General features: G+C 34.1%; 13 protein-coding genes. 4 read left to right on the forward strand and 9 right to left on the reverse strand.

The annotated features are described in order from the left end of the window. Positions 1-23 precede the first annotated feature (23 nt). The 4 genes from BIW12_RS00305 to BIW12_RS00320 form a co-directional block, all read right to left on the reverse strand. A complete protein-coding gene (locus BIW12_RS00305; RefSeq protein WP_071183279.1) occupies positions 24-572 on the reverse strand; it encodes a chlorite dismutase family protein in 549 nt (182 codons plus the stop codon). A gap of 201 nt (positions 573-773) precedes the next feature. Continuing rightward, a complete protein-coding gene (locus BIW12_RS00310) occupies positions 774-1,580 on the reverse strand; it encodes an ABC transporter ATP-binding protein (RefSeq protein WP_071183280.1) in 807 nt (268 codons plus the stop codon). A 103-nt stretch (positions 1,581-1,683) separates the two neighbouring features. Beyond that, positions 1,684-2,571, reverse strand: a complete 888-nt coding sequence (gene ntrB / locus BIW12_RS00315) for a nitrate ABC transporter permease (protein WP_083382019.1) — start codon at positions 2,569-2,571, stop codon at positions 1,684-1,686. A 122-nt stretch (positions 2,572-2,693) separates the two neighbouring features. Continuing rightward, the gene (locus tag BIW12_RS00320; protein WP_071183281.1) at positions 2,694-3,929 is read right to left on the reverse strand and encodes a CmpA/NrtA family ABC transporter substrate-binding protein; all 1,236 of its coding nucleotides are present in this window, start codon (positions 3,927-3,929) and stop codon (positions 2,694-2,696) included. A gap of 880 nt (positions 3,930-4,809) precedes the next feature. Between BIW12_RS00320 and BIW12_RS00325 the strand changes: the two genes are divergently transcribed. The 4 genes from BIW12_RS00325 to BIW12_RS00340 all read left to right on the forward strand — a co-directional run bounded on the left by BIW12_RS00325 (position 4,810) and on the right by BIW12_RS00340 (position 11,858). Beyond that, positions 4,810-8,328 carry a nitrate reductase gene (locus BIW12_RS00325; protein WP_071183282.1) on the forward strand — a complete coding sequence of 1,173 codons (3,519 nt, stop codon included), beginning with the start codon at positions 4,810-4,812 and terminating at the stop codon, positions 8,326-8,328. Positions 8,329-8,414: 86 nt separating this feature from the next. Beyond that, positions 8,415-9,860 (forward strand): rubredoxin, encoded by a 1,446-nt coding sequence (locus BIW12_RS00330; RefSeq protein ID WP_071183283.1) that lies wholly within the window; start codon positions 8,415-8,417, stop codon positions 9,858-9,860. Positions 9,861-9,888: 28 nt separating this feature from the next. Beyond that, the gene (locus BIW12_RS00335) at positions 9,889-10,440 is read left to right on the forward strand and encodes an acyl-CoA thioesterase (RefSeq protein ID WP_071183284.1); all 552 of its coding nucleotides are present in this window, start codon (positions 9,889-9,891) and stop codon (positions 10,438-10,440) included. Between the two features lie 215 nt (positions 10,441-10,655). Next, entirely contained in the window at positions 10,656-11,858 is a 1,203-nt protein-coding gene (locus BIW12_RS00340) for an IS256 family transposase (protein ID WP_071183285.1), read from the forward strand. A gap of 118 nt (positions 11,859-11,976) precedes the next feature. Here BIW12_RS00340 and BIW12_RS00345 read toward each other — a convergent pair whose 3' ends face one another. The 5 genes from BIW12_RS00345 to rpsA all read right to left on the reverse strand — a co-directional run bounded on the left by BIW12_RS00345 (position 11,977) and on the right by rpsA (position 20,470). Then, positions 11,977-12,531, reverse strand: a complete 555-nt coding sequence (locus BIW12_RS00345; protein ID WP_071186030.1) for a fasciclin domain-containing protein — start codon at positions 12,529-12,531, stop codon at positions 11,977-11,979. 118 nt (positions 12,532-12,649) lie between these two features. Continuing rightward, a complete protein-coding gene (locus BIW12_RS00350; RefSeq protein ID WP_071186031.1) occupies positions 12,650-14,773 on the reverse strand; it encodes an OmpA family protein in 2,124 nt (707 codons plus the stop codon). A 10-nt stretch (positions 14,774-14,783) separates the two neighbouring features. Next, positions 14,784-15,719: a PorP/SprF family type IX secretion system membrane protein gene (locus BIW12_RS00355; protein ID WP_071183286.1), complete on the reverse strand. Its 936-nt coding sequence runs from the start codon at positions 15,717-15,719 to the stop codon at positions 14,784-14,786. 31 nt (positions 15,720-15,750) lie between these two features. Beyond that, positions 15,751-18,402, reverse strand: a complete 2,652-nt coding sequence (locus BIW12_RS00360; RefSeq protein ID WP_071183287.1) for a gliding motility-associated C-terminal domain-containing protein — start codon at positions 18,400-18,402, stop codon at positions 15,751-15,753. Positions 18,403-18,691: 289 nt separating this feature from the next. Continuing rightward, positions 18,692-20,470 carry a 30S ribosomal protein S1 gene (gene rpsA, locus BIW12_RS00365; RefSeq protein WP_071183288.1) on the reverse strand — a complete coding sequence of 593 codons (1,779 nt, stop codon included), beginning with the start codon at positions 20,468-20,470 and terminating at the stop codon, positions 18,692-18,694. Positions 20,471-21,130: the final 660 nt, after the last annotated feature.

Here is a 21,130-nt window from a genome sequence, read left to right on the forward strand (position 1 = left end):
AGATGGGAGATGGGAGTTCGAACTTAAACTTTGATTAATCGGATATCTACTTCCCTATCGACATAATTCCATTCTTCCGTTTTTCTTAGTGCATATAATAATTCTTCGAAAGCTTCTTCGTCAGCAGGAGCGTATTCGAACCAGGTTAAAAAATCAAAAGCTTCACCAATATCCCTACTGTGGAATAATTTTCGAGCTATGGCGGGTAAATATTTTAGTCCTGTTTGAGTGTGTTTAGAACTCTCTTCCATGATTTTTCTTCTCTCATCCTGAGCGAGATTCCACCATTCAGCCGATTTTCGCAAAGGAATAAATGCAGCATGAGTTGCCAATGGCCTGCCTAAATCTTCCTGAATAGCTACTAATTGCTCTTTTTCGGCTTTCTCCGTGTATCTTAGGTTACTGACAATTCCTTTTAAGGTCCAAATCCCCTCATCATTTTTAATCAGAGAACTTGAAATTTTATTAATATAGGAAATATCAGGCAAATTATCTCCTTTTATGGTTGTCATTTTTATTACTTTCCATTCTCCTATTGTTCCGCCAACAAAGTCAAAAATTGTGTTATTCATCTGAAATTATTTTAAACCCGAATTAACCATTAAAAGCTTTGCAAAAGCAAACTAATGATTCCATAAGGGGTAAACCCCGATTTAGCATTCTTTAATGCTGAATTTGGGTTAAGTTATACATTGGAAACAAATTAATTCTATTGAAAAATCCCTATTGCTGGATTACAATAGGGATTTAAAAAACAAACAAAACAAATTAAACTAATTTTTATATTTCATTCCCATATCTTCAATAGAGAAATGATCTGTTAATAAATGCAACAACTTATCTCTAAGCTCAATATATTCAGGCATTTTTACAATTTCGATTTTGTTTCTTGGTCTTGGCAAATGCACTTCAACGATTTCTTTGATAGTTGAGGATGGCCCATTATTCAAAACTATAATTCGATCCGATAAGAATAAAGCTTCTTCAATATCATGCGTAATCATCACAATAGTTTTTTCACGATTATCCAAATTCCATAGTTTTAATACTTCTAATTGCATGGTTCCTTTGGTCAAAGCATCCAATGCTCCAAAAGGTTCATCCATCAATAAAACTCCCGGATTGATGGCAAAGGCACGGGCAATAGCCACTCTTTGTTTCATTCCTCCTGATAATTGTCCTGGTAATTTATCTTTGTGTTCGAATAAATTTACCATTTTTAGATTCTTCTCTACAATTTCATGCTTTTCTGTAGCAGTACCTTCCATTACCGAATCTACTACCTGAAATATATTTTGATAAACAGTCAACCAAGGTAAAAGCGAATAGTTTTGAAAAACAATTCCTCTGTCAGGTCCCGGACCTTTGATGTTTTGATCGTTTAGTACTACTGAACCTGCTGATGGTGTTAACATTCCCGCAATAGCATTTAAGATAGTTGATTTTCCACAACCTGAATGTCCGATTATAGATATGATTTCGCCTTTTTGGATGGATAAATTAATATCTCTTACGGCTGTATATTTTCCTTTTGGTGTTGGAAATGAAATTTCCAAATCTTTGATTTCTAAATAACTCATGATATTCAATTTTAGATATTAGACTATTGATTTTAGATTTCAGGTTATAAGTTTTTTTTTTAAACTTAGAGTCATAGCAACTCAGTACCTTAGTCACTTTGTTTTACGCTTTGTAAGCCACTTTGTTTTCTATGTAAGTAAATAATTTATCAAAAAGTAATCCTACTACACCAATGATGATAATGGCTGATATTACTTTTTCAAGACTTAAAGCATTCCAGCTGTCCCATACAAAAAATCCAATTCCGGCTCCTCCTGATAACATTTCGCCAGCTACAATTACTAACCAAGCTACACTGATACTCAAACGTAAACCTGTAATGATGTGAGGTAAACTAAATGGAATTAAAATTTTAGTTAAATATCTCATTTTAGAAAATCCAAATGCTTTGGCTACATTTTTATGATCTTGAGGCAAAGATGCAATACCAAAAGAAGTATTAATTAATGTTGACCATAACGACGTAATAAATACAATAAAAATAGTTGCTAAACCTGTGTCTTTGAATACCACTAAACCAATTGGGAACCATGCTAATGGCGAAACCGGTTTTAAAAGTTGTACGATAGGGTAAAAAATTTGTTTGCAAACAGTACTTGCTCCCATCAATATCCCTATTGGAATAGCTACTAATGAGCCTAAAAAGAAACCTAATAATACGGTTTTTATAGAGTTAAACAATTGCAATCCGATTCCTTTGTCGTTAGGACCATAATCGTAAAACGGATCACTAATCATTTCGTATAAAACCGTTAATGTTGCTATTGGACCCGGCAGAGCATCTTTTGTAATACTACTCAATAACTCCCACAATCCACCAACGATGAACAATCCTAATGCTGCAAAAAGCAATGATTTTGATTTTTCTAACAGCTTATCAGCTAATGCACTTAATCTTTCGTTTTTGTTTTCTTCACTTTGAGAAGTGGCTACCGAAGCTGCTTTTACCTCCTCATAAGTTCCTACTGCTACTATTTCTCTTTCTGACATGATTCAATCTTTTTTAGTTTAACTTCCTTGTAATGTTTTTTTTTAATTGTTTTTGTTTATTCTGGGGATGCTTTTTCAAATATCCCTCCCCTTCGAGAGGGATTATTTGCTATTTTATTTTATTATCTTTTTACAACTTTAAGATAAGCTGCTGGATTTGCTGGGTTAAAAACCGTTTTGTCCATAGTAAGTGAAAATGGTTTCATATCATCAGCAGGTACTTTTACTTTCATACTTGCAGCAACTTCTTTATACAAATCCTGTAGAATTAGTTTATCTGCAATCGCTTTGTAATTTGGTGCTTCTTTCAAATATCCAAATCTTACATATTGTGCCATAGCCCAAATGGCGTGAGATTTACGAGGAAAATTAACCAATCCGCCTTTATGGAAAACCATTTGGTCTCCTTTGTATATTTTTTGTCCTAGTTTACAACCCAAGTTGTATTCTCCATTCAAACGATCTTGGATAACATCGTTATTAGCGTTTACATAAGGTGCTTTTCCAATAATATCTGCTGTTTTTTTACGATTTGCAGGAACATCTAACCACATACAAGCTTCTAAAATGGCTTTCATTACTTTTTTAAGATCTTCTCTTCTTTTAGCACTAAAATCTTTGTTTACTACCAATGCTTTTTCAGGATGGTCTTTCCAGATGTCTTGAGTAGCAATTTGTGTAAAACCAATTCCCTGCATAGCTGCAACACCACCCCAAGGCTCTCCTACACAAAATCCATCCATGTTTCCTACTTTCATATTTGCCACCATTTGCGGAGGCGGAATAGTGATAATTTTAGATGTTTTCTGATTTACTCCAGCCGCAGCTAACCAGTTACGAAGCCATAAATCATGCGTTCCTCCAGGGAAAGTCATCGCAAAAGTTACTTCTTTTTCGGCTTTTAGCTTAGCAGCTACTACCGGAGCTACCTTAGCCATATCTTTAAAACCTACTTTTCCACAAAAATCATTTGATAAGGTAATAGCTTGTCCGTTTGAGTTAAGCATCATGGCAATTTTCATTTCTGAACCAGCCTTTCCACCTACTCCTGTGTAAACTGAAAAAGGCATTGAATACAAACAGTGTGCCCCATCTAATTCTCCTGTTAAGATTTTATCTCTAACATTAGCCCATGAAGACTCTTTTGTTACCACTACATTTACACCGTATTTTTTAAATAAACCTAATTCTTTAGCCATAACTATAGGCGAACAATCTGTTAAAGGAATGAATCCTAATTTAATTGGTTCACCTGCCTGCGCATTTGTTTTCATTGCAGATAAAGAAAACACTGTTACTATAGCCGCTAATAGGACTCTTGAAAAGAACTTTGCTGTTTTTTGAGTTGATTTTTCCATTTTTACAATTTTAATGATTTATGTTTTGTATGAAGCAAATGTACGTAAGTACTAATACTTAAAAATCATCTAAAAACCAGTCAAAAACAACTTTTTAAAACAGTAAATCCAATATTAAAAATCATTCAAAACCTTGCTAAAACGCAAGAAACAAGAACAAAACCCAATAAACACAAGGAAAAACAAAAATTAAGTACACACCGAAAAACTAAAAATAACTAGTTATTCGCAAAAAGAAAAATACGTATAATTAAAAATAACAGCTGGAAATAGCTGTTTGCAGTCAAATTTATATTCAAAAAAAAGAAACGGCTTAGCTATAATATATAGATAAAGAAAAATCAGTGTGCTGATAAAATATTTTAAGTGGCAAAATTCAAAATTGAGCATCCTTAAATTTCAAAGCTAAAAACGAAAAACCGTCTTTTAGAAAATTACACCTTATTATATATAGACTACTATAAACTATAAGAATGCTATTCTAACAATAAATATAAAACTCAAAAACCAATCAAAAGCAGAACAAAAAACACACATTATCAAACTAATAGAACAAAATACTCAAAAACACTTTTTTATTTGCAACTACCTAATAAATAAATCGAAAATTAGATTTACCACAAACGATACAATCATGAATTTACTTTCGAATAAATAAAAATTGACAGCAGACTAAACATTTGTTTTTTGAATTAATAATTGTTTTTTGAACCAAAAAAAAGATAAAAAGCATTATTTTAGACTTCTTTTAGTTATTTGGCAAACTTGCATTTTTTTTTAAAAAAATTACGTACTTATACGTAATAAATACGTATTTTTACATTTTAAAAATAGTATCTACTATTTAAAAAGATTTCGCAATTAAAAAATACCGATGATAATGCAAAATTCAGAAATCAAAACTACGTGTTCATATTGTGGAGTAGGATGCGGAATCATTGTAAGCAAAGATCCCAGCAATGGAGTAACGGTAAAAGGAGACAAAGACCATCCTGTAAACAGAGGAATGCTTTGTTCAAAAGGAATGAACCTACATTATGTAGCTAACGATACTTCTGATAGAATTCTTTATCCTGAAATGCGTTGGAGCAAATCGCACCCTATGGAGCGTGTAAGCTGGGACGATGGTTTAGATCGTGCCGCAGCTGTGTTTTCTTCAATGATAAAAAAATATGGTCCTGACTCTGTAGGTTTTTATATCTCCGGACAATGTCTTACCGAAGAATATTATTTGGTAAACAAATTGGTAAAAGGTTTTTTGAAAACAAATAATATTGACACCAACTCTCGTCTATGTATGAGTTCGGCTGTGGTGGGTTACAAAAAAACCTTTGGAGAAGATGCCGTGCCTATTGCTTATGAAGATATTGAACTAGCTGATACTTTCCTGATTACGGGAGCAAATCCGGCCTGGTGCCACCCTATCCTATTCAGACGTTTAGAACAACACCGCGAGAAAAACCCAAAAGTAAAGGTTATTGTTATCGATCCAAGAAAAACCGATACTGCCCTAACTGCCGATTTACATTTGCAAATCCTTCCGGGAAGCGACATTATACTATACCATGCCTTAGCCAAAAGAATTATTGAAAAAGGCTACATGGATACTAATTTTATCAAACAACACACCGAAAATTTTGATGCTTACATGAAGTTAGTACTTTCTACTTCACTGGAAAAAGCATCACAACTGTGTGGTATTTCAATCAAAGAAATTGATTTAGCTGTTGATTTAATTGGTAAAGCTCAAGGATTTCTTTCACTTTGGGCAATGGGACTGAATCAAAGTGCTGTGGGCGTTGATAAAAACACTGCCTTATTAAACCTCTCTTTATTAACCGGACATATTGGTAAACCTGGTTCAGGACCTTTCTCTTTAACAGGACAACCTAACGCCATGGGGGGAAGAGAAGTAGGTGGAATGGCCAGTTTATTAGCGGTTCACAGGGAATTAAACAACCCGGAACACCGTCAGGAAGTTGCTGATTTTTGGGGAGTAGATAGTATTTCGGAAAAACCGGGATTGACTGCTACCGAAATGTTTGAAGCCTTAGAATCCGGAAAAATGAAAGCTGTTTGGATTATTTGTACTAATCCAATGGTGAGTTTACCCGATTCCCGAAAAGTGGAAAAAGCATTGCAAAATGCCAAATTTGTAGTGGTTCAGGAAATATCTCATAATGCTGATACGGCTAAATTTGCCGATTTATTATTACCGGCAGCCGGATGGTTAGAAAAAGAAGGAACAATGACCAACTCAGAAAGACGTATTTCCTATTTACCTAAAGGAATTAACGCACCAGGAGAGGCACTGCCTGACTTTGAAATCCTAACCCGTTTTGCTAAAAAAATGGGCTTCAACGGATTCAATTTCAACACATCAGAAGAAGTATATAAGGAATATTGTCAAATGACAAAAAACACCAATATTGATATTTCTTTTCTGAATTACAACCGTTTAAAACACGAAGGTACTTTTCAATGGCCTGTTCCTGATTATGGACACCCGGGAACACCTCGCCTTTTTACTGATAAAAAGTTTTATACGCCTTCTCAAAAAGCTATTTTCAATTTGCCTGTATCAATTGAAAATACTTCAGAACAACCTAATGATAAATATCCCTTTATACTTACCACAGGACGCATTAGAGATCAATGGCATACAATGACCAAAACAGGAAAAGTATCCCGATTGCTATCACACATTCCGAATCCGTTTTTAGAAATCAATCCTATCGATGCTTTTAAAGCCGAAATAGAAAACGGAGATATTGTAGTGGTGAGCAGTAAAAACGGAGAAGTTCGTGTCAAAGCCACCGTAACTGACACTATCAAGGAAGGAGTTGTCTTTTTACCAATGCACTGGGGGAAACAATTAGACAACGATTTAAACAGAACCAATAACCTGACCAATACACTAATTGACCCTGTTTCTAAAGAACCTGATTTTAAATATACTGCGGTAGCCGTAGCAAAATATGAAAAACCTTCTCAAAAAATTGCTATTGTAGGTGCCGGAGCAGCTGCTTTTAGATTCATCCAAAATTACAGAGAACTGAATGCTAAGGATGAAATTATTGTTTTCTCTAATGAAGCCAATCCGTTTTACAATCGTGTATTATTACCCGAATATGTTACCAATGAATTGTCCTGGGAAAACTTATTAAAAGTAAAAGATCAGGAAGGTTTAAGTAAACTCAATATTACTTTAAAATCATCAGTAGGTATAGAGAATATAAACACTACTGCTAAAACAATAACGGATAGTCGTGGTGAAACACATACTTTTGACAACCTAATCCTTGCTACAGGAAGCCGTCCTTTTGTTCCGGAAAATGCGCAATTGCACTTGCCGGGACGTTTTACAATGCGTAAAAAAGAAGATGCTGACCGATTGAAGGACTATTTAGACAGCACTAATTTAGCACCGGAAGAACAACACGTAGTAATTGTAGGTGGCGGTTTATTAGGTTTGGAATTAGCAGCTGCCTTAAAACATAAAAAAGTAAAAATCACCATAATTCAAAGAGCTTCCCGATTAATGGAGCGCCAGTTAGATCGTATTTCCTGCAAATTATTAGCTGAAGAAGTACAACTTCGGGATATTCAAATCTATTTTGATAATGAGGTAAGTACAGTTTTCGAAACTGATAATGCTAATGAACTGGAAATTGCGCTAAAAAGTGGACGTATTTTAACGGCTAATGCTATTGTATATGCCATTGGAACAATTCCAAATATAGAACTAGCCAAAGAATCCGGTATTGCTTGCGGACGCGGAGTAAAAGTCAATCAGTATTTACAATCCTCTAATCCTGATGTATTTGCCATTGGAGAAATTGCCGAATTTGATGGTAAACTATTCGGAATTACTTCAGCTGCCGAAGAACAGGCTGATATTTTGGCTAACTTTTTAGCCGGAGATATTAGCAGTTTCTATAAAGGTTCGGTATTAATGAATATTCTAAAACTGGAAGACATCAACCTTTGTAGTATTGGAGAAGTTAGTATTCCTGAAAATGACGATAGTTACGAGGAAATTGTCTTTGCCGATTTGAAAAAGCGTTATTACAAAAAATGTATCGTTAAAGACGATTTGTTAATAGGAGCTATTTTAATGGGAGATAAAAATGAATTTGCCGAATTCAAAACCATGATTGAAAGCAAAATCGAATTATCAGACAAACGTAATCAGTTGTTGAGAGGCAGCAGTGCTTCTGCCAAGCCTGTTGTGGGGAAACTAGTTTGCTCTTGCAGCCAGGTAGGAAGTGGAAACATCGAAGAAGCTGTCAAAGCAGGAACAACTAATTTCACAGAATTGTGCAAATCAACCGGAGCCGGATTAGGTTGTGGTAGCTGTAAAACCGAAGTAAAAGAGATTTTAGCAAAGTGTAAATAAGTTAAAAAGTCCTTAGTACCTAGTCCCTAGTTTTTCAAACAGCTAAGGACTAAAAACTAAGGACTAAGGACTAAAAAAACAAGAACATGGAATTAACACGATTAATAGTAAAAGGAGGCGTTATTTCGCCAGGGGAATTACGAAATATTGTAAACATGAGTATGGCACAAGGGCTAAAAACAATTTCTTTTGGTTCCCGACAAGACATTATTTTTCCTGATGGATTTCAATATTCGGAAACGGAAAATAATGGCAAATTACATATCGTTTATCCTAATGAACAAAGCGGAAACAACATTGTTTCTTCTTATGTTTCTACTGATATTTTCAGAAATACACCCTGGCTTACAGGTAATAAATTCCTGTATGTATTAGAACAATTCAAAGAACAGCCGGTTTTAAAGGTAAACATAACCGACCCAAAACAACAGCTTGTTCCTCTATTTACAGGACATATCAACTTTATTGCTTCTGAACATGAAGATTATTGGTATTTATACATTCGTTTGCCTAACTGGCAGCGCATGGAAGTGTATCCTGTATTGATTTACAGCTGGGATATTTCTAAAATTTATTATGAAATCGAACGCATTGTTAACGAAGAACCTACAATAGGTATCGAGATGATTTTCAACCTTGTGAGTGAAAATTTAGACACCAATAACCGAACTATTGACAAAGCCTTAAATGTTCCGTTTTATCCTTTTCCGTATTACGAAGGAATGAACCGCTTGGGAATTGATCAATACTGGCTTGGATTATACTGGAGAAACAACCTTTACGATTTAGAATTCCTAAAAGAAATGTGTGATTTATGTTTTGATTGTAAAATCGGAAAAATATGTATCACGCCCTGGAAATCCTTCATTATAAAAGGAATTCCAAAAGACCGAAAATTAGACTGGGAAAAATTCCTGGGGAAAAAAGGAATTAATGTGCGTCATTCGCTTTTAGAATTAAACTGGCATCTTCCTGTAGCTACCGACTGGTCTCTAAATCTGAAAACTTTTTTGGTTAGAACATTAGATCAATTTGACATCAGTACTTACGGACTCACCTTTGGTATTTCTGATTACAACCGCGAGGGACATTATTTCACTTCGATTGTTATCGAAAAGAATAATTTACCAAAAGATTTGGAATCCATAAAGATCAGGGATACTTACAATGTTTTGTATGCCAAACATTTCGATCCTAACACCCGTGAATACATCATTCATACCCAAGATATTGACAAACTTGAATTGCCTAGTATACTTATCGAATTAAGTAAAAAATACTTTAACGAATTAGGAAATAATACTCCGGTTGAAAACAATGCGGCAGCAGCCACTAAAAAAGAAAAACAAGAACATGATATTTACCAATGTTCAGAATGTTTGACTATTTACAATTCAGAATATGGCGATGCTGTTCAGGGAATTGAAAAAGGAGTATTCTTCAATGATTTGCCTGTTGATTATTGCTGTTCTTTATGCGAATCTCCAAAATCTAATTTTGTACTTTTAACAGCTGAAAAACAAGATATTTAAAATCGCAAATTACCCAAAAACAACATTTATGAGTACCGAATATAAAACTGTCGATTCTTCAAAAATAACAATCTCTGAATTAATGTTGCCTTCGCACACTAATTTCAGTGGAAAAATCCATGGTGGTTATATTTTATCGCTAATGGACCAAATTGCCTTTGCCTGTGGTTCTAAATTTTCAGGAAATTATTGCGTTACAGCTTCTGTTGATACCGTAAACTTTCTGAAACCTGTTGAAGTAGGCGAACTGCTAACCATGAAAGCCAGCGTAAATTATGTGGGAAACAGTTCGATGATTATTGGTATCCGTGTAGAAGCCGAAAACATTCAAACCGGAGTTATTAAACATTGCAATTCTTCTTATTTTACAATGGTGGCCAAAGATAAAGAAGGAAAAAACACAGCCGTTCCGGGTTTAATTTTAACCACGCTGAAAGAAGTGAGCCGTTTTCAAAATGCCTTGAGACAAATTGCCCTGAAAAAAGAAAAAGAATACCAAAAAACCATTGCCACTTTTGGTTCTATCGAAAATATTTTAAAATCAAACGAATTCAAAGTAAAAGTTGACTTTGAAAAATAAAATGTTGTTATAAACTCGACCGTTTACTAAAACGGCCGAATCTATAAACAACATCTAAAACGCAAAAAGCACAGTGTAATACTGTGCTTTTTGATGGTAGTGTCTCACTAACTGTGTAAGTTGAAAAGTTATTCTGAAAAATATTTGAGCTCCTTTAAAAAGCTCAAAAATATTTTTCGGAAATAACTTTTTGTTATTTTTAACCTTACATAATTATGATTGACAAAGACGACTTATTAAACAACAAGGATTTCTATAAATCCTTCAAGAATGCAGAAGATTTAACCTCATTCTTTCAAACGATGCACAAACGAGCTGTTGAACATATGCTCGAAGCCGAACTTGATGCTCATTTAGACAATGAAAAACACGATAAAACCACTAAGGGTAATTATCGCAACGGACACGGAACTAAAAAAATAAAGACCTCTTTTGGTCAACAAGAAATCAAAGTTCCTCGTGACAGAGATTCTTCCTTTAATCCCCTGCTTGTTCCTAAAAGAGAAAATATAGCCCAAGGTATTGAAAATGTCATCATCTCACTTTATGCTAAAGGCATGAGTGTTAGTGATATTGAAGAACAGATCAAGGAGGTATATGATTTTGAAGTGTCTTCTTCGACTATATCACGTATTACCAACACAATTACAAATGAAGTAGTTACTTGGCAAAACAGGCCACTAGAAGAGCTTTATTTAATTGTTTGGATGGATGGTATTGTTTTTAAGGTTAGAGAAGGTTCGAAAGTTATCAATAAAACTATTTATTTAGCTGTAGGGCTTAACAGAGATGGTAAAAAAGATGTTTTAGGAATGTGGCTTGGTAAGAATGAAAGCAGTAGCTTTTGGATGAGTGTTTTGACTGATTTAAAAGCCCGTGGCGTTGAAGATATACTTATTACAGCTACCGATAATTTAAATGGATTTACTCAAACAATCCGAAGTGTTTTTCCTGAATCCCAAACACAAATCTGTGTGGTTCATCAAATTAGAAACGCTTGTAAATATGTTGTTTGGAAGGATAGAAAACAATTTACTGCCGATATGAAACATATTTATAACGCTCCAACAAAACAAGCAGCAGAGTTGGCTTTAAACGATTTTGCAGACAAATGGGAATCCAAATATTCTTATGCAATTAAATCCTGGCGAGATAACTGGGATGAATTGACCGTATTTTTTGATTTTCCAATTGAAATTAGAAAAATCATTTATACAACAAATTTAATCGAGAACTTAAACGGAAAAATTAGAAAATACACTAAAAATAAAATGTCGTTCCCAACAGATGATGCTGTATTAAAATCGGTATTTTTGGCTTTAAAAGAAGCGACCAAAAAATGGTCAATGCCTATTCAAAATTGGGGAATTGTTTTAAACCAATTTACCCTTATATTTGAAAAAAGGCTCCGATTATAAAAACGAAGCCTTAACTTTTCAACTTACACACTTTTTGGGATAGTGTCTTTTTGATTTTGAATGAGTCAAGTGAATAAACTCCAACTTGTCATTCTCAACAATCTAAATTAACAAACAACTATTGTTTTGGCAATAAAACAGTATCAACTACGTGAATTACTCCGTTAGACTGATTTACATCTGCAATTGTAACTTCGGACATTGATCCGTTTTCATCTGTGATGTATATTTTTTTTCCTTTCATCCAAGCTGTCAAAGTTCCACCACTCACTGTTTTTAGAGTAGCTTTTCCATTTCCGGCTTTAATGGCTTTAGCAACATCAGAAGCATTCATTTTTCCTGCAACCACATGATAGGTCAAAACGGTTTGCAAGGTTTTTAAACTTTCCGGTTTTAATAAACTTTCGACAGTACCTTCAGGTAATTTTTCAAAAGCGGCATTGGTAGGTGCAAAAACAGTAAACGGCCCGGATGTTTGTAAGGTTTCAACTAATCCGGCTGCTTTTACCGCAGCTACTAATGTGGTGTGATCTTTAGAATTCACAGCATTTTCAACAATGTTTTTAGTAGGATACATAGGTGCTCCACCTACCATTACTGTTTTTTGAGCATAAGAAGCGACTCCAAATGCCAGGGCAAAAAAGGCTACTGATAAAAATTTTGTAGTTTTCATAAATGTTTTTTTTAGGTTATATAAAAGCATTTACGACAGTAGTTCTTTATTGGTTTTAAAAAATTAAAAAAAAGTGAGATTCACAGAACCTCACTTTAGTATCAACGGTATTTTATTATTACAAATTCTTGATTACAAATTCACTTCTTCGGTTCAATTCGTGTTGTTCTTCGGTACAAGATTCACTTGGCACACATTTTACAATTTGAACGGTTTCACCATAACCTTTAGCAAAAATTCGCTTGGCTGGAATTCCCTGACTAAGGAAATATTCTCTGGTCGAATTGGCTCTTTTAGAAGAAAGATCTAAATTGTACTTATCATTTCCACGATTATCCGTATGCGAACCAATTTCAACTACCATATCAGGATATTTTTTCATCAACTCAATTACTCGATTTAAAATAGGTTTAGATTCTTTTCGAATGTACCATAAATCGTAATCAAAGTAAATAGGATCGGTTTTAATTAACAATCTTTCTTTGTCTTTTACTACATCTTTCTCAGCAGCGACAATAGCTGCTATTTTTTCTTTCTTCTTGATTTCGGCTTCTACAATAGCTTTTTTAACCGCAGCTTCTTTTTCTACTTTTGCCTTTTCGGCAATAATTGCTGCCTCTTTTTTCTGTTTTTCAGCAAGAAGTTTAGCTTCATTTTTCTTTTGTTCTATAACCGCTAATTCTTCTTGTTTAATAACTTCTAATGATTTTAAAGCCATCGAAGCATCATTCACTTTCTTTCTGTTTTTGTACAATTTCAAGAATTTGGAAGCATTCGTGTACATTTCTTTAGAAGCCTGAACCGAATAACTTTTTTCACAATCTACTGTAAAAGAAAAACGTCCATCGGCTGAAGTGATACTGCTTTCTATTTCCTTATTTTTAGCGTCCTGAAGAACTATTTTGGTATTTGCTAAAGGAAGTTTACTGTCAATATCAGTAATAATTCCCGAAATGTACTGCATACAATTTTCAACCACTAAAGGCTGAATTTCATTAATTTCATAAATATCATCTCCGCCTTTTCCGCCTTTTCTGTTCGATGCAAAATAACCGTGCTGGGTATCGGAATCTATTACAAACGAAAAATCGTCATATCCTGAATTCACCGGCAAACCAATATTCACCGGCTTCGCAAAATCGTTGTTTTTAATCTCAGAAACAAAAACATCCATAAAACCATAACCGGCATGACCATTAGACGAAAAATACAGTTTGTTATCTTTTGAAATAAACGGAAATTGCTCCTTTTTATCGGTATTAATAGTTGCTCCTAAATTTTTTGGTGTTCCGTAATCAGAACCTAAAATAGCAACACTGTAAATATCAAATGACCCCAAAGAACCCGGCATATCCGATGCAAAATACAAGGTTTTCTCGTCATTACTCAAAGCAGGATGTTCTACCGAATAATTGTCGCTGTTAAACGGTAAAGCCGTTATATTTCGCCATTTTCCATCAACTAATTCTGCTTTGTAAATTTTTAGAGTCGAAATCTTATTTTCGTTTTTAGCTCTTACACCATCATTAGAATTGTTACGGGTAAAGTAAACGGTGTTTCCGTTTTTAGTAAAAACCGCATTGGATTCATGTAAAGGTGTAGCCAATTCGATAGCAAATTTTCGAATTGAATCGGCTTTAGGATTTTTAAGCGAAACCGACATTAAATCGAGATAACTTTCGTTATTCCATTTATATACTTTTTCAAAAGTATAAGGCTTTCTTATTACTGCCGAAAAAACCAATTTGTCACCATATTTTACTGCTCCAAACTCAGAATTTGATGTATTGATTGGCATATTTTTTATATCAAAACGATTGCCTAAAGCCGAAATATTCTCAAGAATCAGATTCTCTTTTTCAAGATTTTCAATAGCTTTTTGATTGTTGGCTTTCAAAAAATAATCACGCATTACTTTATTAGCCTCATCATAATTGCCTGAAGCTTTTAAGGTTTGAGAATATCTAAAATAATATTCAGCATCAAGATTTTCGGCAAATCTAGCTATCAAAAAGCGATAGTTCCTTTGCGCATTTGCATAATCATTGGTATAATAATAGGAATCAGCCAGGTTTTTAACCACTTCAAAAGAACGATTGCTATTCATGATAGACTCATACAGCGGAATCGCTTCGCTGTAATACGTTCGTTCAAATAAGCGTTTGGCTCTTTGTAAATCTTGTGTTTGCGCCTGAGCAAATTGTAAAGTCAATACAATTAAAATAAGATATATTCTTTTCATTTCTATCATATTAAAAGAATCTTGGTGATTTATCAAATCCTTTGCCTAACAAATCGATATTAAACAAAACAAAAACTTCGTGCGTTCCCGAGTTAAACTGTCCAAAATTAGAAGTAGTATAATCATAAGCATAACCTACACTAATACTTGGCGAAACCTTAACACTCATTAAGGCACTTACCGCATCATCAAATCGATAAGCAGCTCCTAATTCGAATTTTTCATTGAACAAAACATTAGCCGAAAGATCTAATGAAACTGCCGAACCCTGAACCATCCTAGTCATAAATGCCGGTTTCAACTTAAAGGTATCCGACAAATTAAAAACATATCCTCCTGTAAAAAACAAATGAATTTTCTCAGAACCAAAAGCATTAATTCCTGAGCGTTCTTCAATATGCTTAGACGAAAATAAATTAGGTGCCGACAATCCTAAATAATAATTATCGGTAAAATAATAGGCTCCAACACCAATGTTTGGAAAAACAGTACTCCTATTCTCCGAGAATGCCTCATCGGTAGAAGAATCGCCTGTTTCTAACACAAAGCCATTAAAATTAGTTTTAAACGAAGTAAAACCGGCTTTTAATCCTAAAGACAGCTTTGCCTTAGTACTCACATCAAGTACATAAGCAAAATCAGCATAGAAATTATCTTCTTTCAAAGCTCCGTCGCCTATGTCATCAGAAATTATGGAAGCACCCATTTCGACTTTTTTATTCAAAGGGATATGCCCAAAAAAGTTAAACGTTTTAGGGGCTCCTATGGCTCCTGCCCATTGCGATCGATACAAAACTCCCAAATCTAACATGGCTTGTGTTCCGGTGGCATAAGCCGGATTCACAACATTCATATTGTACATATAGTGCGTATATTCGGGGTCTTGCTGTGCAGCTACTTTTATTACCAACAGTAAGAAACTGATACTTAATATTATTTTTTTCATTCGAAGTTTAGTTTTAATGTAACAAAATCAGCTATCGGTTTAGGTAAAGTCTTCCCTGAGTTGGTTTTTTATTTCCTTTATTAAAATGAAGAACATAAAAGTAAACACCATTAGGCGCTATTCCGTCAACCCCTATTTTGTAATCTGAATTACGACCATCCCATTCGGTTTTAGTACGATTTCCTTTGAACATTAAATTCCCATAACGATTATAAATTTCTAAAGTAAAGTCAGGATAGATAAATTCAATGTCTTTAATTCTGAAAACATCATTTTTTTGATCTCCGTTTGGCGAAAAACCGTCGGGAATAAAGAAATCATCAGGAACGTCACAGTTTGAAAGTGAAACTGTAACTTCTAGTGCGTCCGAATAGCAATTAGTTGTACTTGAAAAATTGTAAGCATAATAGGTTTTTCCTTCAACTAAAGCTGTATTGGCAATCAATTGATTTCCATTTTCAAGAGCATCAAACCAAACTAATTCTTCATTAGCCGAAACCCTGTCACTTAAGTTTTGAATTGTAGGATTATCTAAACCGCAAAAGTTTTGACCATCAGTATCCAATACAACTGCATCTAATTCGTTAATAGTTACTGAAATTGCTGTTCTCCCCGATTCGCATGTAGTAGTTGAATTTACTTCTTTTACATAATAAGTTCCTGTAACCAATACCGTTGAAGCACTTAGCACTGTGGTAGATGAAACCGAATCAAACCATTGGTATTGCGCTCCGCTTGGTGTCAAATTAGCTATTGTTCTCACATCATTTTTACAAAAACTAAAACTATTAGCTGCAGGATTATTAGGAATACTGTTTACAACAAATGTTTTGGTTTTATTCAAAACAACTGAACTACAACCATTTGAATTATCTAAAATAGAATTGAGCGTAATTGTTGTATTTCCTGTATTTACAAGAGCTGAAGCAGGAATTGTAAAACTGGCATTCCCTGCGCTAACTGTAAGGATAACATTTTGATTAGCCATAGTATTAGCATCTGTTAAAGAATAATCAACGGTAATATTGGTCAAAGTTCCTAATCCGGAAAGCTGAACACTGACATCCTGACCCAAACAAATATTATTTGCATTTAAAGCAACCGCAGCAACATTTGACAATGGCTTAACAGTAAAAGCTTTTGATAAAGCCACAGGATTTGAACAACCACTGGTTAAATTAATAATATTAGTAAAATTCAAAACTGAATTCACTCCAACATTCGGAATCAGAGTAGCCGGAATTGAAAATTGTGCCACTCCATTTGTAACCGTAAAATCCGTTTGCTGACTTGCAGCGACATTATCCCCGGAAAGATTATATGAAATTCTGTAATTTCCATTTGTTAAATTAGTATTTCCTGAAATTTCAACCAGAGCATCCAGTCCTTTACATATTGGTTCAATGGTTACGGTAGCATTATTAATTCTTGGCAAAGGATTAATATTTAAAATATCCGAAATAGTTCCTAAAATATTAGTACAAGCACGACGACTGGCTGTGTTGACAATATTTGTTATTGTAAAAGTATAATTGCCTACGGCTAGAAGATACTCATTATCCTCATCTATATCAAAAACAAAATTGCCATTGACAAAATTACCATTAACAGTTATGAAATTTGTAGTAGTTCCATTCGAAATACTATAACTAACATCATAATTACCATTAGGAATAGCTTGCGGTCCCTTGGTCAAAATGCCATTGTAAGTTGCTGTAGGAATAAGGTTTTCACAAATATCTGAATTTACAACCAGAGTGCTTCCTGTAAAATCCAAAGGATCTTCAATAACAATCTGAACGGTTGATTGTGAATTAGTACAAATAGGATTTGAGGACAAAACGGTATAAGTAAAATTATAAGTTCCCGCTCCAAAAGTATTATAAATACTCTCAACATCTATTCTATTATCTGCTAGACTTGTTATCTGATTTGTTCCAGAAACATCTGTCCATCTCCCACCCGCATCCTCTGCTGATAAAAGATCATTCAAGTTTACATTTCTATACAACGTCAAATCATTATTGCTACACAATAGTAAATTGGAAGGAGTTCCGGATAATGGTTTTCTAAAAACGGTTACAAAAACCGTAGCTGACTGTTCAGGACAGCTGTCTAAAGCCGGGATGGTATAAGTATAGGAATAATTTCCTTCCCCTAAAGCTTTTGGATTAATTGTATTTCCTGGTAAAAGTGCATTAGTAACACTGTTTCTCCATGTTCCATTTTGCTGTGGAGCTAATTTTGTACCATCAAAAGCAAGAAATAAATTAAAAGACTCTACATCATTACAAGTAGAAACGTTAGGACTGGGAACACCCGCATAAGGGCCAATTCTTAAAGTAACCGTAGCTTCGTTATCAGCACAACTTGATGGATCCTGAACATAGGTATAAGTATAAATACCACTGCTTCGTAATGCCTGGGCATTTAATATTCCACTAAAAATACTCTCTTCCAGAGGTTTTGAGTTATCAATCCAAGTTCCGCCCGCTGCCGGACTTCCTCCTAAAAGGTTATAAAGATTAATATTGCTGTTAGCAGGATCCTGAATATTACAAATCGTCACACTGCTATCTTCTCCGGCACATTGCGAATAACTATTTGAAGATAAGATAAATAGAAGAAAAACAGAGAATTTTAGAAGATTATTTTTAATAAAAGAAAGTAGATTTATTGCCATACTGTACTTTTTAGATTAGATTATTGGGGTAACACAATGCTAATGTAAGAAATAAAGCATCAAGAATATCTAAAAAATTCGACAAAATGCATCAAAAAACGGTTGAAATCAATATTTTTAAGAAATTATACTTTTAATAAACTCAAAATCAAAGCCATTAAACCTTATAATTACGCAGCATCCTTACTAAAATTACATAAAACTCTTTTCTCCTAAAAAACTTAAAAAAATGAGCATAAAAAAAGTCCCGATTTTATCGGGACTTTCAATATTTAGAAAATCTAAGAAATTATTTTTTCTCTGATTTTTCCATTTTAGCTTTCAATGCAGCTAATACATCATTGTTATCTCCTAAAGTTGCAGCTGGTGCATTAGTAGTAGATGCAGATGAAGTATTTTCAGTTGCAGCTTTCACATTTTTCTCTTCTTCTTCACGGAAGATAGCAGTGTGAGAAGCAACTACTCTTTTGAATTCTTTATTGAATTCGATTACTTTGAAATCAGCTGAATCACCTTTTTTCAATTTCTTTCCGTCTTCTTTTTCAAGGTGACGAGTAGGAATGAAAGCAACGATATCATCTCCGAATTCTACAGTAGCTCCTTTGTCAACAATTTCAGAAATCTCTCCGTTGTGGATAGTTCCTACAGCGAAAGAATCTTCGTATTGATCCCAAGGATTAGCAGTAGTTTGTTTGTGACCTAAAGATAATTTACGTCCGTCAACATCTAATTCTAATACAACTACGTCTAATTTCTCACCAACATTTACAAATTCAGATGGGTGTTTGATTTTCTTAGTCCAAGATAAGTCAGAGATGTAGATTAATCCATCAATTCCTTCTTCTAATTCTACGAAAATACCAAAGTTTGTAAAGTTTCTAACGATACCTGAATGTTTAGAACCTACAGGGTATTTAGAAGTAATATCAGTCCATGGATCTTGAGTCAATTGTTTGATACCTAATGACATCTTACGATCGTCTCTATCTAAAGTCAAGATAACTGCTTCAACAACATCACCTACTTTTACGAAATCCTGAGCAGAACGTAAATGAGTAGACCATGACATTTCAGAAACGTGGATTAAACCTTCAACACCTTCAGCAACTTCGATAAATGCACCGTAATCAGCGATTACAACTACTTTACCAGAAACTTTATCACCAATAGTTAAGTTAGCATCTAATGCATCCCATGGGTGAGCGTTTAATTGTTTCAATCCTAATTGAATTCTTGTTTTCTCATCATCAAAATCAAGGATTACAACGTTCAATTTTTGGTCTAATTCAAGAACTTCAGATGGGTGGTTGATTCTTGACCAAGAAAGGTCAGTAATGTGGATTAATCCGTCAACACCACCTAAGTCAATAAATACACCGTAAGAAGTAATGTTTTTAACAACACCTTCTAATACTTGTCCTTTTTGTAATTGACCAATGATTTCTTTTTTCTGTACTTCAATATCAGCTTCGATAAGAGCTTTGTGAGATACAACAACATTTTTGAATTCGTGGTTAATTTTTACCACTTTGAATTCCATAGTTTTATTTACATAAACATCGTAGTCTCTAATTGGCTTAACATCAATTTGAGATCCTGGTAAGAACGCTTCAATTCCGAAAACGTCAACGATCATACCACCTTTAGTTCTGCATTTAACGAAACCATTAACGATTTCTCCAGTTTCATTAGCTGCAATAACTCTATCCCAAGATTTAATAGTACGTGCTTTACGGTGAGATAATACTAATTGACCTGTTTTATCCTCACGGATGTCGATTAACACCTCTACTTTGTCACCTACTTTTAAGTTTGGATTGTAACGGAATTCATTTAAAGAAATAACACCTTCAGATTTAGCATTGATATCAACGATAACGTCTCTATCAGTAATTCTAACTACAACTCCTTCAACTACTTCTTCTTGGTCAGTAGAGATGAAAGTTTTAGATACTAGTTCTTCAAACTCTAATAAGTTTTTTTCATCTACTGCATCAATACCTTCTTCAAAGTTGTGCCAGTTAAAATTTGCTAAAAACTCTTCTTGTGATTTAATTTGTTCAGACATGCTGATAAAAAATTTGTATTCTGCATTCTCTCGAGTTTCTTGATGTGATAGAAAACAACAGAAGTTGTTTGTATAATTAGTTGATACCTAAAGGAAACTCTTATTCACCAAAAGGTGCGCAAAATTAATTCTTTTTTATGTAACTACAAAACAAATCCCGCTGATAATCACCACTAAACCCAAACTCAACGTCATTTGTACACTTTTTTACATTTTTAGGAGCATAACGACTTCGTTTTCAAAGCACTTCCCTCCTGCTGTCCGCTCTATCTCTTGTCTCGTCTTTTGGGACGAGACAAGAGGATGCCGCTTCCATCAGGGCTATTTAGTTCGTTTTGTTTTTAGAAGGTATTTTGTAAAGATATTTTGATATATTTAAAAGAAAATACAACAACTATTACTCCTATCTGCCTAAAAACGGGTGGTTTTCTGTTTTTTTTTATCACACAAATAAAACTATTATGATAACATTTTTTTATAGATTGTATAACGACAGAAACAAATTTTACGGCTACAGATTGGATTAATTCCATATCAGCGGTTTCAGCTCTACTGACAACAATAGTAACATTCATTACTGTCAGAGAAATAAAAAAACAAAGAGAACATAGTTATCATCCCGATGTAAATATCGCAAATCTTGAGTTCTTTGTTTATAAA

Source organism: Flavobacterium commune, assembly GCF_001857965.1.
GTDB lineage: Bacteria > Bacteroidota > Bacteroidia > Flavobacteriales > Flavobacteriaceae > Flavobacterium > Flavobacterium commune.

Excerpts from the sequence above, each read along its gene's own strand:
- BIW12_RS00305 (WP_071183279.1), bottom strand. The coding sequence starts at position 572 with ATGAATAACACAATTTTTGACTTTGTTGGCGGAACAATAGGAGAATGG.
- BIW12_RS00310 (WP_071183280.1), bottom strand. The coding sequence starts at position 1,580 with ATGAGTTATTTAGAAATCAAAGATTTGGAAATTTCATTTCCAACACCA.
- ntrB (WP_083382019.1), bottom strand. The coding sequence starts at position 2,571 with ATGTCAGAAAGAGAAATAGTAGCAGTAGGAACTTATGAGGAGGTAAAA.
- BIW12_RS00320 (WP_071183281.1), bottom strand. The coding sequence starts at position 3,929 with ATGGAAAAATCAACTCAAAAAACAGCAAAGTTCTTTTCAAGAGTCCTA.
- BIW12_RS00325 (WP_071183282.1), top strand. The coding sequence starts at position 4,810 with ATGCAAAATTCAGAAATCAAAACTACGTGTTCATATTGTGGAGTAGGA.
- BIW12_RS00330 (WP_071183283.1), top strand. The coding sequence starts at position 8,415 with ATGGAATTAACACGATTAATAGTAAAAGGAGGCGTTATTTCGCCAGGG.
- BIW12_RS00335 (WP_071183284.1), top strand. The coding sequence starts at position 9,889 with ATGAGTACCGAATATAAAACTGTCGATTCTTCAAAAATAACAATCTCT.
- BIW12_RS00340 (WP_071183285.1), top strand. The coding sequence starts at position 10,656 with ATGATTGACAAAGACGACTTATTAAACAACAAGGATTTCTATAAATCC.
- BIW12_RS00345 (WP_071186030.1), bottom strand. The coding sequence starts at position 12,531 with ATGAAAACTACAAAATTTTTATCAGTAGCCTTTTTTGCCCTGGCATTT.
- BIW12_RS00350 (WP_071186031.1), bottom strand. The coding sequence starts at position 14,773 with ATGAAAAGAATATATCTTATTTTAATTGTATTGACTTTACAATTTGCT.
- BIW12_RS00355 (WP_071183286.1), bottom strand. The coding sequence starts at position 15,719 with ATGAAAAAAATAATATTAAGTATCAGTTTCTTACTGTTGGTAATAAAA.
- BIW12_RS00360 (WP_071183287.1), bottom strand. The coding sequence starts at position 18,402 with ATGGCAATAAATCTACTTTCTTTTATTAAAAATAATCTTCTAAAATTC.
- rpsA (WP_071183288.1), bottom strand. The coding sequence starts at position 20,470 with ATGTCTGAACAAATTAAATCACAAGAAGAGTTTTTAGCAAATTTTAAC.